This window comes from Acutalibacter intestini, assembly GCF_034334985.1.
Lineage (GTDB): Bacteria > Bacillota > Clostridia > Oscillospirales > Acutalibacteraceae > Acutalibacter > Acutalibacter intestini.
Genome location: NZ_JAWXXL010000001.1, coordinates 93249 through 106860, shown reverse-complemented (window position 1 = coordinate 106860; position 13612 = coordinate 93249). Strand labels below are relative to the sequence as shown.

General features: G+C 58.3%; 13 protein-coding genes and 1 tRNA gene. 5 read left to right on the top strand and 9 right to left on the bottom strand.

What is annotated here, in order from left to right; translation table 11 throughout:
- Window positions 1-26: 26 nt before the first annotated feature.
- From U8U68_RS00475 to U8U68_RS00460, 4 genes are all read left to right on the top strand, one after another.
- Complete coding sequence (locus U8U68_RS00475) at window positions 27-965, top strand: prohibitin family protein (protein WP_322198893.1); 939 nt, start codon at window positions 27-29, stop codon at window positions 963-965.
- A gap of 12 nt (window positions 966-977) precedes the next feature.
- Window positions 978-1553, top strand: coding sequence for a DUF4364 family protein (locus tag U8U68_RS00470; RefSeq protein ID WP_322198892.1), 576 nt, complete (start codon window positions 978-980; stop codon window positions 1551-1553).
- 141 nt (window positions 1554-1694) lie between these two features.
- On the top strand, window positions 1695-3875 hold the full coding sequence (locus tag U8U68_RS00465) for an alpha-galactosidase (protein ID WP_322198891.1): 2181 nt from the start codon (window positions 1695-1697) through the stop codon (window positions 3873-3875).
- A gap of 464 nt (window positions 3876-4339) precedes the next feature.
- Window positions 4340-4415 (top strand) — tRNA-Lys (locus U8U68_RS00460).
- A 410-nt stretch (window positions 4416-4825) separates the two neighbouring features.
- Here the strand turns inward: U8U68_RS00460 and U8U68_RS00455 are convergent.
- On the bottom strand, window positions 4826-4963 hold the full coding sequence (locus U8U68_RS00455; protein ID WP_322198890.1) for a hypothetical protein: 138 nt from the start codon (window positions 4961-4963) through the stop codon (window positions 4826-4828).
- A gap of 72 nt (window positions 4964-5035) precedes the next feature.
- Here U8U68_RS00455 and U8U68_RS00450 point away from each other — a divergent pair, with 72 nt between their 5' ends.
- Window positions 5036-5353: a hypothetical protein gene (locus U8U68_RS00450; RefSeq protein ID WP_322198889.1), complete on the top strand. Its 318-nt coding sequence runs from the start codon at window positions 5036-5038 to the stop codon at window positions 5351-5353.
- A gap of 245 nt (window positions 5354-5598) precedes the next feature.
- On the opposite strand, the gene U8U68_RS00445 is transcribed toward U8U68_RS00450, so the two are convergent.
- The 8 genes from U8U68_RS00445 to truA form a co-directional block, all read right to left on the bottom strand.
- Complete coding sequence (locus U8U68_RS00445; protein WP_322198888.1) at window positions 5599-6063, bottom strand: hypothetical protein; 465 nt, start codon at window positions 6061-6063, stop codon at window positions 5599-5601.
- A gap of 178 nt (window positions 6064-6241) precedes the next feature.
- Window positions 6242-6745, bottom strand: a complete 504-nt coding sequence (locus U8U68_RS00440; protein WP_322198887.1) for a GNAT family N-acetyltransferase — start codon at window positions 6743-6745, stop codon at window positions 6242-6244.
- The gene (locus U8U68_RS00435) at window positions 6742-9036 is read right to left on the bottom strand and encodes an ATP-dependent Clp protease ATP-binding subunit (protein ID WP_322199235.1); all 2295 of its coding nucleotides are present in this window, start codon (window positions 9034-9036) and stop codon (window positions 6742-6744) included. Before U8U68_RS00435 ends, U8U68_RS00440 begins: the two co-directional genes overlap by 4 nt.
- A 145-nt stretch (window positions 9037-9181) precedes the next feature.
- A complete protein-coding gene (locus tag U8U68_RS00430) occupies window positions 9182-9853 on the bottom strand; it encodes a Type 1 glutamine amidotransferase-like domain-containing protein (protein WP_322198886.1) in 672 nt (223 codons plus the stop codon).
- On the bottom strand, window positions 9850-10470 hold the full coding sequence (locus tag U8U68_RS00425) for a CDP-alcohol phosphatidyltransferase family protein (RefSeq protein ID WP_322198885.1): 621 nt from the start codon (window positions 10468-10470) through the stop codon (window positions 9850-9852). The genes U8U68_RS00430 and U8U68_RS00425 overlap by 4 nt, the downstream gene beginning before the upstream one ends.
- Before the next feature lie 90 nt (window positions 10471-10560).
- Entirely contained in the window at window positions 10561-11265 is a 705-nt protein-coding gene (locus U8U68_RS00420; protein WP_322198884.1) for a CvpA family protein, read from the bottom strand.
- Between the two features lie 170 nt (window positions 11266-11435).
- On the bottom strand, window positions 11436-12740 hold the full coding sequence (locus tag U8U68_RS00415) for a DUF5711 family protein (protein WP_322198883.1): 1305 nt from the start codon (window positions 12738-12740) through the stop codon (window positions 11436-11438).
- Window positions 12741-12752: 12 nt separating this feature from the next.
- The gene (gene truA, locus U8U68_RS00410; RefSeq protein ID WP_322198882.1) at window positions 12753-13490 is read right to left on the bottom strand and encodes a tRNA pseudouridine(38-40) synthase TruA; all 738 of its coding nucleotides are present in this window, start codon (window positions 13488-13490) and stop codon (window positions 12753-12755) included.
- Window positions 13491-13612 lie beyond the last annotated feature (122 nt).

The following is a 13612-nucleotide window of genomic DNA, read 5'->3' as shown; positions in this document are numbered from 1 at the left end:
AATATGAATGTGAGAGGAGACCCACCTTGTTTCAGAAAAAAACTTCTTACACCGACGCCGAGGGGCGGCAGGTGTACACCTCCAAAATCAATCTACCCAAAATAATTCTCGCGGTCATCATCCTGGCGGCCCTGCTGGCCCTGGGCACTTCCTGCTTCACGGTGGTCTCGGCGGGCCACACCGGGGTGGTCTCCACTTTTGGGCGGGTCAGCGAAAACGTGCTGCAAGAGGGCTTCCACTTTAAGGCCCCCTGGCAGAATGTGACCAAAATGGACAACCGCATTGTAAAGCTGGAGGTCTCTACCGAGGCCTTTAGTTCGGACCTGCAAACCGTGAACGTAAACCTGGCTGTAAACTACCGGGTGGACACCAGTAAGTCTTACTCCATTGTGAAAAACGTGGGCACCAAGTATGAGGACGTACTCATCACCCCCTCGGTCAACGAGGTGATGAAGTCCATTATGGCGCAATACACGGCGGAGCAGAGCATTACCAACCGCAATATTATCTCCGCCGCCCTGCTGGAAGAGCTGAACGAAAAGGTGGGAGACAGCGGCATCTTTGTTTCAGACATCAATATCATTGACTTCGACTTTTCCGACGTATATGTGGCCGCCATTGAGGCAAAGCAGGTGGCCGAGCAGGAAAAACTGCGGGCCAAAATTGAGCAGGAGCAGCTGACCATGGAGAAGGAGGCCGAGGCATCCCGCCGGGTGATTGACGCCGAGGCGGCGGCCAACGTGGCCCGCATTGAGGCCGAGGCGGCGGCCTACGCTGGTGAAAAGGAAGCCGCCGCCAACGAGAAGATTGCGGCCTCCATTACCCAGCCCCTGATTGAGTATAACAAGATCCAGAAGTGGGACGGCAAGCTGCCCGCCGTAACAGGCAGCGACGCCCTTATTATGATGGAAAATCCCGGCAAAGAGACCTCCTCCCCGGCGGCGGCGCCGGAGGATGGGCAGTAAAGGAGTGTGTCTATGCGGCAGGACGCTTTTACCGGCGGAGTAGACCCCGGCGGGCTGTGGACCCAAAACGACGTGCGCATTTTGATTTGTTACATTCTTAGCAGCATCGGAGAGCCCATGAGCCGGGAGGACCTGTGCGCCATGATCCAAAACCGGGCCCTGGCCAACTACTTTGAGGCAGAGGACGCCCTGGCGGCCCTGGAGGTTTTAGGCCATCTGCGCCAAAGCGGCGGGGGCCTGACCGTAACGGACACCGGCCGGGAAATTGCCAAGGACCTGGACACCAGCCTGCCGCTGGCTGTGCGGGACAAGGCCCTGGAGGCCGCCATGCAGGCCCTGGCCCTGGCCCGGGCCCGGCGAGAGCACCGGGTGGAGATTATAGAGGCAGAAAAGGGCTGGCAGGTGCGCTGCCACATCTCCGGCGGCGGGAGCCTGGACCTTATGGAGGTCTCTCTGTATGTGCCAGACCGGGCCCAGGCGGCCCTGGCCCGGGAGAATTTTCATAAAAATCCAGACGCTGTGTATAAGCTGTTGCTGGCCGCCCTGACCGGGGACCGGGCCTATGCCCAAGAGTATTTTGCCCAGTAACGGCGGCCAGGGAGGCTAAAGACAGCCGCTCCTAAGGGGGCTTTAGGCTTTTTCCAAAAAGGGCTTCCTTTTTTGGAATGAGACGCTATAATTAAGTACAGTCTATCTATCATTAAAAAACAGGAACACAAGGAGCGTATTATGCCAATTACCTTTGACGAAAAAAACAAGGTGTTCCGCCTGGACACCAAGACCTCCAGCTATGCTATGATGGTCTTTGAGGAGAACTACCTGATCCACCTGTACTACGGCCCGAAAATTCCTGACACAGACCTGCAATACCTGATGTACCGGGGCTGGTATGAGTCCATGTCTCCCCACAACCCCAAGGTCAGCGAGCACCGCTTTACCCTGGATGCCATGCCCCAAGAGTACTCTGGCAACCAGAACGGCGACTTCCGGCTCTCCGCCCTTCAGGTGCGCAACCACAACGGCGACGCCGTAACAGACCTGCGCTATGTGGGCCATAAGATTTACCCCGGCAAGCCCCAGCTGCCCGGCCTGCCCGCCACCTTTGCGGGAGAGGGCCAGGCCGAAACCCTGGAGATTGAGACGCTGGACGCTGTTACGGGCGTAAAGGCCACCCTGCTGTACACCGTGTTTGAGAACCACGGCGCTATGGCCCGCAGCGTCCGGCTGGAGAACACCGGCAGCGCCCCTGTGGACCTGGAGCGGGCCTTTAGCCTGTGTCTGGACCTGCCCGGCATGAACTATGACCTGGTGCACATGTATGGCCGCTGGGCCAAGGAGAACACCGTGGTGCGCCATCCCCTTCAGCACGGCATACAGGCCATTGGCTCCAAGCGGGGCATGACCAGTAGCAACCACAACCCCTTCGCGGCCCTGTGCCGCCAGGGTTCCACCGAGGAGCAGGGCCAGGTCATGGGCGTAAGCCTGGTGTACAGCGGCAACTTCTCCATCGAGATAGAGGTGGACACCCTGGGCTGCCCCCGGCTGCTGGCGGGCATTAACCCCACGGATTTTTGCTGGCGGCTGGAGCCCGGCGAGAGCTTTACCACCCCTGAGGCCGTGATGGTCTTTTCCGAAGAGGGCCTGGGCGGCATGAGCCGGGACTTCCACCGGCTGTACATGGACCACCTGTGCCGTAGTGAATGGACCCACAAAAAGCGCCCGGTGCTGATCAACGACTGGGAGGCAGCCGTGTTCGACTTTGACGATGAGCTGCTGGTGGCCTTTGCCAAAGAGGCTAAGGACCTGGGCGTGGAGATGCTGGTGATGGACGATGGGTGGTTTGGTACCCGCAACGACGACCGCCAGGGCCTGGGCGACTGGTACGTAAACGAGAACAAGCTGAAAGGTGGCCTGGGGTCCCTAATCCAGCGGGTCAACGACCTGGGACTGAAGTTTGGCATCTGGTACGAGCCGGAGATGGTGAACCCCAACAGCGACCTGTACCGGGCCCACCCGGATTGGATTATCCAGGCCCAGGGCCGGGAGGGCTCCCTAAGCCGCTACCAATGCGTACTGGACATGACCCGCAAAGAGGTGCGGGACAATATCTTCCAGCAGATGTACGACGTGATCTCAAAGAACAACATCGCCTACATCAAGTGGGACTGCAACCGGAACATTAGCGAGGCGGGCAACGCCGTGCTGCCCCCAGAGCGCCAGGGGGAGTTTTTCCACCGCTATGTGCTGGGCGTGTACGAACTGATGGACCGGGTAACCCGCGCGTTCCCCCACATTTTGCTGGAGAACTGCTCTTCCGGCGGCTGCCGATTTGACCCGGGGATGCTGTACTACTCCCCCCAGATCTGGACCAGTGACAACACAGACCCCATTGAGCGCTTGACCATCCAGTTTGGGGCGTCCCTTTGCTACCCGGTGGCCAGCATGGGGGCCCACGTTTCGGCCTGCCCCCGCACAGGCTTTGAGACCCGGGGGGCCGTGGCCCTGATGGGCACCTTTGGCTACGAACTGGACCCCCGGAAGCTGACAGAGGAGCAGAAAAACCTGGCCAAGGCGCAGATCGCCGATTATCATAAATATTATGACCTCATCCACTACGGGGACCTGTACCGGTTAACAGACCCAGCCCAGGACCGGTTTTTTGCGGACTGGGAGTTTGTCAGCCCGGACCAAAGCGAGGCGCTGCTGACCCGGGTGGTCATGCGCAAGCCGGACAACTTCTACCAGATGCTGCGGCTGCGGGGCCTGGACCCCCACAAGACCTATATGGACCAGGCCACAGGCCAGCGGTACTCTGGCGCGCTGCTGATGAACGCCGGGGTAGACCTCTCCACCCCCTACCCAGGTCCAGCGGACGGCAGCTGCGTCATGAAGCACTTCATACAAGTTTAGCCAGCGCCCGCAACGTGACGTTGCATCCAATGTCGCGGGGGCGTTCGCTTGGGCTCACTCGTCGGTGGTAGCGTTTCGCTAAGCTAGCGCGGTTTTCTGGGCGCTTCCGATCCTGTCCACGTTGGCTCGGCTAATGGTTACCACCCAGGAAGGGCGGGGCTGTGCCCGGGGAAGGTCCCCAGTGGCAACCGTTCTGACCCGACCGGCTCCAGCCGATTTCATGGGACACACCCACGGTGGGGCCGTGTTGGTTAAAGCAAATAAAGAGAGAGCCTTGCCGGAAGCGCCCGGAGGAACGCGCTGGCTAAGCGAACGGTTACTGGCGAGTGAGCCAGGGCGAACGCCCCACGACATTGGTGCAGCGCTTGCGCTGCCCGTGACTAATATCTTCAGAAATGGGTTGACAGGACGCGAAAAAGTTGCTATAATAAGTAAGCTGTCTGGGTTATTCTGGACAGCTGTGAGACTCATTAGCTCAGTTGGCAGAGCACCTGACTTTTAATCAGGGTGTCCGGGGTTCAAATCCCCGATGGGTCACCAAGAGAAATCTCTAGAAGTTACTGACTTCTAGAGATTTTTTCTTTTTGTCTGGAAAGGCCTAGATTTCCCCACTGACTACCTTGACTACTTTCTGAAAAATCCCCCTCTGCCTGACTACCGCTGGACAGATACCGCTCCAGCTGAATAACAGAAGCGGCCGCGTCCTCCTTCTCCATTTTGCGGTCATCTGGATAGTGGTATGTCCCGGCAGGTACTGGGCGGTTTTCAGGTCAAAACACGGCCGGTATCTTTCGCCAATCTTTGCTGGCGAATCGTGGCTGAGACCTTGCCGATCCCCTCGGTCACATTCTCTATTCCTTCGCGAGTGCCCATGTACTTTACCCGGTTTGCAACCGTGCACTTTCGCATGTTCCTCATGTATCGACTTGTCACAATAAGTTTCGGTATATTCAATCACCGCCGTTCTGCCACTCGTTGGCGTCCTCAAAACTCAGAAGCCCATTTGCCTCTCCAATTTCTCGTGCAATGTTGTGGCGCAAAGTTGTCAACGACACTTCAAGGACATCGTTAAACACTTCCACTAGCATCGGCCCAGGTCACTTCTGGCAGTGTGGATGGGGCGAAGTTCTCACTTGCTGCCACGAGTCTCTATCGGTGGTGTGACGTTCAATGTCACAAAGCCCGGCGGCAAGATCACTTTGAGCATGAAGAGCGTGCCCACCACCAAGTTCGACGAGGGTATGTCCGTTACAGTTGATGTATCCGGCGCAAAAGCCACAGAAAACAGCGCGGTTTCCGGCGCTGTCAAAGTGGAGCGGGCCGCCATTGCCAAGGAATACTCGAAGTTTGCTTCCGCAACCTTTAGCCTGGCAACCGACATGATAAAAAACGGCAACCAGATTAAGAACGGTAAGCATGGTTTACTTCGCCTGCTTCGTTGGCGCGGGGCTGTGTGGTCGCCTCTGCTTCTTAGATAAGAGAATACCGGAAAATTCTCTGTCTGTCTAGGAAAGGCGGCAAAGCGGAGGCTTTAGGAGCCCAAAGCCAGGGATGGTTTTGTATTCCCGAGCGGCCATAGGAAATATGAGCAAAAGAAAAAGGCCCTGGCAGCCGCGTACCAGAACCTTTTGAAGGACTACTTTTTGACTACCCGGCGGCTGAAAAATCGGGTGCTTTCCTGTTTACATATCTCTCTGCGCACAAAATTTAATCAGCTATCTCCCTAAAGCTTCTTTAAGCCGTCGAAAAGCTCGTTATAGGACTTCATCCCCTGGCACCGCCCAAAGGAGAGCTCCTGGTCCTCCCCCAGCGCTCCCAGCCAGCATTTGGCCAGTTCCTCCACAGTGACCTCCAGCGCCTCCATAAACTGCCGGTAAACCACGCCATAGGCCGGCGTGCCCTCCTGGTAGTGGCCCTCAATCAGCCCCTCGGTCAGCTGGTCCAGAGGATACAGCTTTAGGTGCATCAACTCATGGATAATAACCTCCTCCGGGTTCTCCTGGCGGGGGTTTTGGGCATTCAGCATTAAAATGGCCTTTCGGTCGTCAGGGTCTATTTTTAAGTCCCCGGTTTTGGTAAAGGCAGGGTCCTCTATCAGCTCCAGCTTTACGTCCCAGACGTTTTTTAGCCGGAGGCGTTCCAGCCAGCGCTCAAAAATGGGGAAAACCTTATCCTGGGTATACGTCATAAACCATTCGCTCCTTTTGGTGCTTCTGCTTGGGCTGGGGCGGTTTTTTGCCGCGCGGAAGGGAAATGTACGCAAAATACGCTGATAAATAAAGGGCCCGCCAAGGGGTGGTAAAAGTTCTGGAAAAAACCCCGTCGATCCTCCCCACAGGGGCCCCGGTTTTTTTCTTATAGCCCCACTATAGCACCCGCTCATAGGCCATGCGCGCTGTGCCATTCTCCGCGTAGATGATTCCCCGGTACTCTAGCCCACACTTCTCCATCACCCGCCGCATGGGCTGGTTATCCCGGTGGGTGTCGCCTCGTATGGCCCCCACGCCCCGGGCCCGAGCCTGCCCCACCAGCTCCTGGAAAAACATTGGCGCTATGCCCTTTCCCTTAGCGGAAGCAGAAACCGCCGCCCGGTGCAAAAAGCCGTAGTCCCCGGTACTCTGCCAGCCGCCCTTTTCTATCACGTCATAGGTGGGGTCCTGGCCAAAGCCCAGGCAGGCAGTGGCCACCACCCGGCCCTGGTCCTCGGCCACATAACACCAGCCCCGGGCCATGTCCTCCCGGGCGGAGTCCTCGTTGGGGTACTCTCCCTGCCACTGGTCTACCCCGGCCTGGCCCAGGGCCTTTCGGGCCTCCCTATAAAGAGCCCCAATGGCGGGCAGGTCTGTCTCCGCCGCTCTTCGAATGATCATAGGGCCTCCACCCGCAGCGCACCGTCTTTCGCGTCCACGGCAATGGCCTCCAGGCCCCCTTCGCCCTTTTGGACAATGAGGTTGGCTATTTTATCCTCCACCATCCGCCGGATGTTGTTCCGCAGGTCCCGGGCCCCGCTTTTTCCGCCCACGGACTTCTCCGCCAGCAGGGCGCAGGACTCTGGGCTGTAGTTCAGGGTAATGCCTTTCTCGGCCAAAGAACCCACGTACTCCTCCAGCATCAAAGCGGCAATCTGTTTGTAATCCTCCACATCCAGAGGGCGGAATACCACCACCTCGTCAATGCGGCTAAGGAACTCGGGCCGCAAAAACTCGTTCAGGGCCTTCAGGGCCTTTTCCCGGCTCATGTCCCCCGGGCTCTTGGCAAAGCCCAGGGCCCCTTCCTTCCGCTCGCTGCCCGCGTTAGAGGTCATCACCACTACGGTATGCTCAAAGTTCACGGTGCGGCCGTGGGCGTCTGTAACGCGTCCTTCGTCCAAAATTTGCAGCAAAATGTTCATTACGTCCGGGTGGGCTTTCTCAATTTCATCAAACAGCAGCACCGAGTAGGGCCGCCGCCGCACCTTTTCGGTGAGCTGTCCGGCCTCGTCATAGCCAATATAGCCTGGAGGCGAGCCAGTGAGCTTAGACACCGAGTGCTTTTCCATAAACTCGGACATATCCAGGCGGATCATGGTCTCCGGCGTGTCGAACAGTTCCTGGGAGAGCACCCGCACCAGCTCGGTTTTGCCCGTGCCGGTGGGCCCCACAAAGATAAAGGAGGCTGGCCGCCGCCTGGGGCTGATCTGCACCCGGCTTCTGCGCACCGCCGCGGAAACCGCCGCCACGGCCTGGTCCTGGCCCACAATCTTCTTTTTCAGCACATCCTCTAGGCCAGAGAGCTTCTCCAGGTCTCCAGCCTCTATCTTGGCAGCCGGAATGCTGGTCCACAGCTCTATCACATAGGCCAGGTCCGCCTCTTCCACTGGGGCAAACACCCCTTCCCGGCGCAGCCGGTCCAGGCCCTCCTCCAGGGTGGCAATGCGGTAGTGGGTTTTGGCCAGCTCCTCATAGTCCACGCTAAGGTTCCCCGGGTTCGAGAGATCCTGCTCCCGCACCCGTTCCCGGTTCAGGTCTCTCTCCATGCGGTCATATTCCTCCAGCCGCTGGTTGCGCAGGGCCGCGCAGGCGCAGGCCTCGTCCAAAAGGTCAATGGCCTTGTCAGGCAGATAGCGGTCATTAATGTACCGCTCGGCCAGCACCACCATGCGGCGGGCAATTTTTTCCGATACGGTCACCCGGTGGTAGGCCTCGTAATAGCTTTTTATGCCCAGCAACACCTGCGCCGTATCCTCGGAAGAAGGCTCGTTTACGGTGACAGGCTGAAACCGCCGCTCCAGGGCAGCATCCTTTTCAATATACTTTCTGTATTCGTTAAAGGTGGTGGCCCCTATGACCTGAATCTCCCCCCGGGACAGGGCGGGCTTTAGAATATTGGCCGCGTTCATGCTGCCCTCCGCGTCGCCGGTGCCCACCAGGTTGTGGACCTCGTCGATAAAGAGGATCACATTTCCGTCTGCTTTCACCTCGTCTACCAGGCCCTTGATGCGGCTCTCGAACTGCCCCCGGAACTGGGTGCCCGCCACCAGGGCGGTAAGGTCCAGCAGCTGAATCTCCTTTTCCCGCAGCTTCTCGGGCACATCCCCGCTGGCAATGCGCAGGGCAAGGCCCTCTGCCACAGCGGTTTTGCCCACGCCGGGCTCGCCGATCAGGCAGGGGTTGTTCTTGGTCCGGCGGGAGAGAATTTGCACCACCCGCTGAATCTCCTTTTCCCGGCCCACAATATTGTCCAGTTCTCCCCTGCGGGCCCGGCCGGTCAGGTCTGTGCAGTAATTCTGGATGTGCTTGCGCTTCTTTTTGTGAACGCTCTCCCGGCGGTCCCGCACGTTCTGGCCCGCGTTGGCCCCCGGGGCGCCCCCCAGCATGATGTCTGTGGGCAAGGTGGCCGCTCCCCCCAGAGAAAAGCCTTCCTCCTCGTCCTCGTCCTCCCCGCTTTCCTGGGCGTCCAGGCGCATCATCTGGGTCATCTGCTCGGTGGCCTCCTGAAACTCCTCCTCGGTCATGCCGGTCTGCTGCTTCAGGGTGTTCATCATGTTGTCCATAATGTCGTTCACGGGCTTGATGCCCAACTCTTTTGCACACACAAAGCAGTAGCCCTTTATGTCCTTGCCCGTGGCCGACTGAGAGACAAACACCGTGGCCGGCCTTTTGTGACATCTTGTACACAGCATCATCATATATACCCTCCTCTATCTTGAGAAAGGGAACACGGGCCCTGCCGTGTTCCCCCTATAAACCTTCAATTCTGCAAGCATGCAAGCCTTTGCATTTATCCCTATTATACCACGGCCCCCCGGCGATTTCATTAACAAGCTTTTAATTTTTGCCGGCAACCCCCAGCTTTTCCGGTGAAAAAGGGGCCCTTTGGCCCTGGTCGACCCAATAGATCTCCCCTGTGTGGAACACGCCGCCCGCCTCTACAAAAATAGCGCTGTCATCCGCCATAGCGCAGATGGGCAGTTCCATAGAGATTTGCAGCAGGGTGCTTAGCACCTGCCTGTCAGACAGAGAGAAGTGGGGCTTTACCGTAATATTGGCCAGCCCCAGGCCCGCATAGGGGGCCAAAGATTCTTTGGTGTCCAACGCGCGCTCCGCCATATTGATGGCCCCGGCGCTGACGCCCAGCACCACGGGGGCAAAGCCTTCAATGGCCCCGGCCAACCCCAGATCCTGTATCAGCCTGAGCTGCTGCCCCGGGTGGCCGCCCATCAAAAACACGCAGGAGGCCTTTTGAACCGCCGCCACGGCCTCCTGCGCCCCCATCCGCCTATCAATGACACAATGCCGGTCAAAGGACATGCCGTACTGCAAGAACATCTCATACATACCCGCCAGGTCGCTGTCATTCCTTTGGGCATCCTCCGGCCATGCGCTGACGAAAACCAGGCTGTCCCGCTGTGCCAGCGCCTCTTTTAACCGCTGGGCTACCGCAGGGGGAAAGCGGCGGCTGGGAAAGCCGCTGAAAAAGCCCAATAACCGCTGCTTCATTTCCGCCGCCTTTCCGCCGGCGGGTTTTTGTCCTGTCCGCCCCCCGGCTCCCTTAGTATGGCCAGGAATATCTGAAAATACTTCACCGCCGCGTAGGCCATCATCACGCCGGTCAGGCCCAGCATTACATAGGCCGAAATATTAAAGGTGTTGGGCTTTGCCAGCCCAATGCCGTCCATCAGCACGATCACAGACACCGAAACATAGAACATCACGGTGGCCACCTTGCCGTACCATTTGGCGGCGCAGGGCCGCTTGTGCTTTTTCAGCAGCACCACCGCGCAGCCCAGCATCAGCAGCTCTTTAAAAATAAACAGCAGCAAAAGCGGACGAATGGCTGGAAACCGCAGGGCAATGCACAGGGCCACCACCCCCTGGGTCAGCTTGTCGGCAAAGGGGTCCAGCATTTTGCCCAGCTCTGTAATCTGGTTGAATTTTCTGGCAATCAGCCCATCCAGCATATCTGTCAGCCCCGAAAGAAGCAAAAGCGCCACTGCCGCGGCCACGTACCCCTTTAGGTAGAGCACCGCAAAAAAGGGCACGATCAATATTCTTAGCCCGGACATGGCGTTGGGCACAGTCAGTACACGGTTCGAAGGTTTTGTTTCTTGGGGCATAAGGGCTTCCCTTTCTTTATCTTAAAAATGGGTTTTTTATGGTGTATGGTCCCACCCCAGCGCGCCAGCGTTCTGTTTTTAGAACAGACTCTAGCCTGCCTGGAACATGCCTCCCAGCGGGTTCAGATTTACCAGGGTTCCGGCAATTATCGAGTGGTTTAGGGCGTCCTCCATCTTCCACTGCACGCTGGGCTCCAGCATGGGGGTAAACACAAAGAGGCCCGCAACGATAATCCAAACAACCACCAGCGCCACCAAAAAGCCGCACACCCCGCCCAAAAGGCCGTCCACCTGGCTAAGAACGGGCAGCTTCAGCATTCGGCTCACGGTCACGGCCAGCACCCGCACCAATGTCATAAACAGGAAAAACAGCACAATCACAGCCAGCACCTTTAAAAAGTTCACAAACACCGGCGCCAGGTAGTCCACTACCATAACCGCCGCCCGGCCTGTTTGAGAAGCCAGCCCCCCGCTGATGGAGGCTGCGGTCACCCCGGCCTCTTCCAAAGCCCGGACAATAAAGTCCGGCAGGTTGGCCAGCAGCTGCTCCGCAGTGATGGCCGCGTTTTCCACCCCCATGGTGCGCAGCGAAGCGTCAATCTTATCCACCATGGCGTCCCGAAACAGGGTGTTAAAAAGCCAGTGCGCCAGGTATCCGCCAAAAACGGAGGCCAGCCCGGCCGCCACAATCGCGCCCAAAAAGTGGACCAAAGAGCGGATAAAGCCCCTGCGTACCCCGGCAATCACACAGATCAGGCAAATGCCTAAAATACAGATGTCCAGTGAATAGCCCATTTGGCATTCCTCCTTTTCCAAAACGCGCCAAGCCGCGCCAAGCAAATCCTATTGTAGCACACTTTTTCAACTTAAACAAGAGAAAACCCCTTACAGTTCTCTTTCAATCCTGGCCGCGGGCCGCAGCGCCCAAGCCGCCCGCTTGCCGCCCCTTTGAAAAAACGCTTTCGCTAGCCCTCTGCCTCTAGGGTTCGAATCTCACTGACACCCAATATGTAGGCCTTGCTTTCGCTGGCCAGGGCCAGGCTCTTGGCGTCTGTGCCCGCCTCCGCCCGGGCCAGCACCATGCCGGTGTCGTAATCGCAGAACACCACTTCGCCCCCTACCAGCGCGCCCACCGTTCCCCCGGCGGCCGAAATAGCCTCTATGCGCTGGTCAAACTCCACCCGCGCCGGGTTGTTTGGGCCAATCTCCTGGGTGGCGTCATAGGCCATCAGGGTGCTGGCCCCCGCGTGCTCATAGGCGGAAATGGACAAAAACGCCCGGTTTTTGTCCAGGCAGAAAGCCGTTAGCCGCCGGCCCTGGTAGCCCTGCTCCACAAAGCTGTAGTCCGAGGACCGGCACATTACCAGCGCCTCGTCCCCCACCCCGTAAATAGCCCCGTTCTCCCCCCAGTAGGCGGCCAAAAGCAGGTTGTCTCTGGTCTCGAACTGGGCCACGGGCTCGGTTTTTGTAAAGTCGAATATGGTTAGCAAAGACACCATCTCGCCTTTTTCGCTGCGTACAGTGCAGACCCCGCCAAAGGAGCCGTCGTAGTTTAGGCAGACCGCTGTAATATAGTCTTGGGCAAAGGGGTACTCATATTGCAGCTTGCCGTCCTTTAAAAAGACTTGCAGCTTTGAAGCGCCAAAGCTGCCCTCCAGGCCCAGGGCATACTTGCCGTTTGGGGCCACATCGCCGGTAATGATGTCCTGCTCCGCCACGGCATCCACGGCCTTTTCCCCGCCGGACAGCACGGTATAGCCCGTACTGCCGCTGTTAAATATCAGGTACCGGCCCCCGGCGGTTTTCAGCACCGGCTGGTTCAGCTTGTGCCGAACCGACATCTCCTCCTTTCCCCCCGCGTTCACCACAGTAAGGGCCGTGTTGCTTAGGACCACCGCCGAGCCTCCGCTGGCGGTGAAGTTAGAGGCAAACACATTGGAACCCGTGATCTGCACTGGAAAGCCGTCGCCGCCCTCTTCCCCCAGCACTTGCAGCTTGGCCCATTCCTTTATGGAGTCCCAGTTCAAGTACTGCCGGTTAACCCACAGGGCCAGGCCAATAATCACCGCCAAAAGTGCCAAACTGCTGGCATACACGGCCTTTGGCAGCTGGCGCAGCCTTCTTCTTTGTTCATAGACTTGGCCGCTCTCTTCTTCCTGGTCCTCTCCCTCATATTCATATGCCGCCCGGGGCTCTGGCTGTTCCTGTTTTTCCTGGTAGTCCTTCAGGCGGATGACCTTTGTGTTCTGTTCCTTGCTGTGTTTTGCCATATGCTTTCCCTTTCAATAAAACACCCGGTTTAAGTACAGCCCGCAGGCCGGGGCAGTGGGCCCCGCCGCTTTCCGCTCCCGGGCGGCAATAATGCCGGGGATGTCCTCTGGGGCCAGCTTGCCCTGCTGGACCCGCAGCAGGGTGCCCGCCATAATGCGCACCATGTTGTACAAAAAACCGTCCGCCGCCACCGTGAACACCACCAGGTTCCCCCGGCGCTCCACCTTTGACTCCCACACCCTTCGGGTCAGGTCCCCCCGGTCCCGGCTGTCCAGGGTGCAGAAGGAGGTAAAGTCGTGGACCCCCACATAGCGGCGGGCGGCCTGATCCAGCAGGGCCTCGTCCATGGGATACCAGTAGTGCAGAGCCCGCCCCCGCAAAAAGGGCTCCCGCACCGGGTGGTTCCATATTTCATAGCAGTACTCTTTGCCCTTGCAGCTGTAGCGGGCATGAAAGTCTGGGGGCACTTCCCGGCAGTCCTTCACCGCCACGTCTGGGGGCAAATAGTGGTTCAGGGCGGCCAGCAGCCGTTGGGGCGGCATAGGCGCCGCTGTTTTTAGGCTAAGACAGAACTGCCGGGCGTGTACGCCGGTATCGGTCCGGGAGCAGCCCTTTAGGTCCTCCCGCTGCCCCGTAACCCGGAACAGCGCCTCTTGAAAGACCTGCTGCACCGTAAGGGCGTTCTCCTGTATCTGCCAGCCGTGGTAGGCCGTGCCGTCATAGGTAATGGTTAGCAGTAGGTTGCGCATGGAGACTCCTTTCATAAGCTCTTAGAACCTGTACCGATAGGATATTGCGCATGTCTTTCCGGCAAACTCCCGTTTGGCCTGTGCCGTGACCTGTTCCCACAAACGCGAACTTTGCCTGAGAA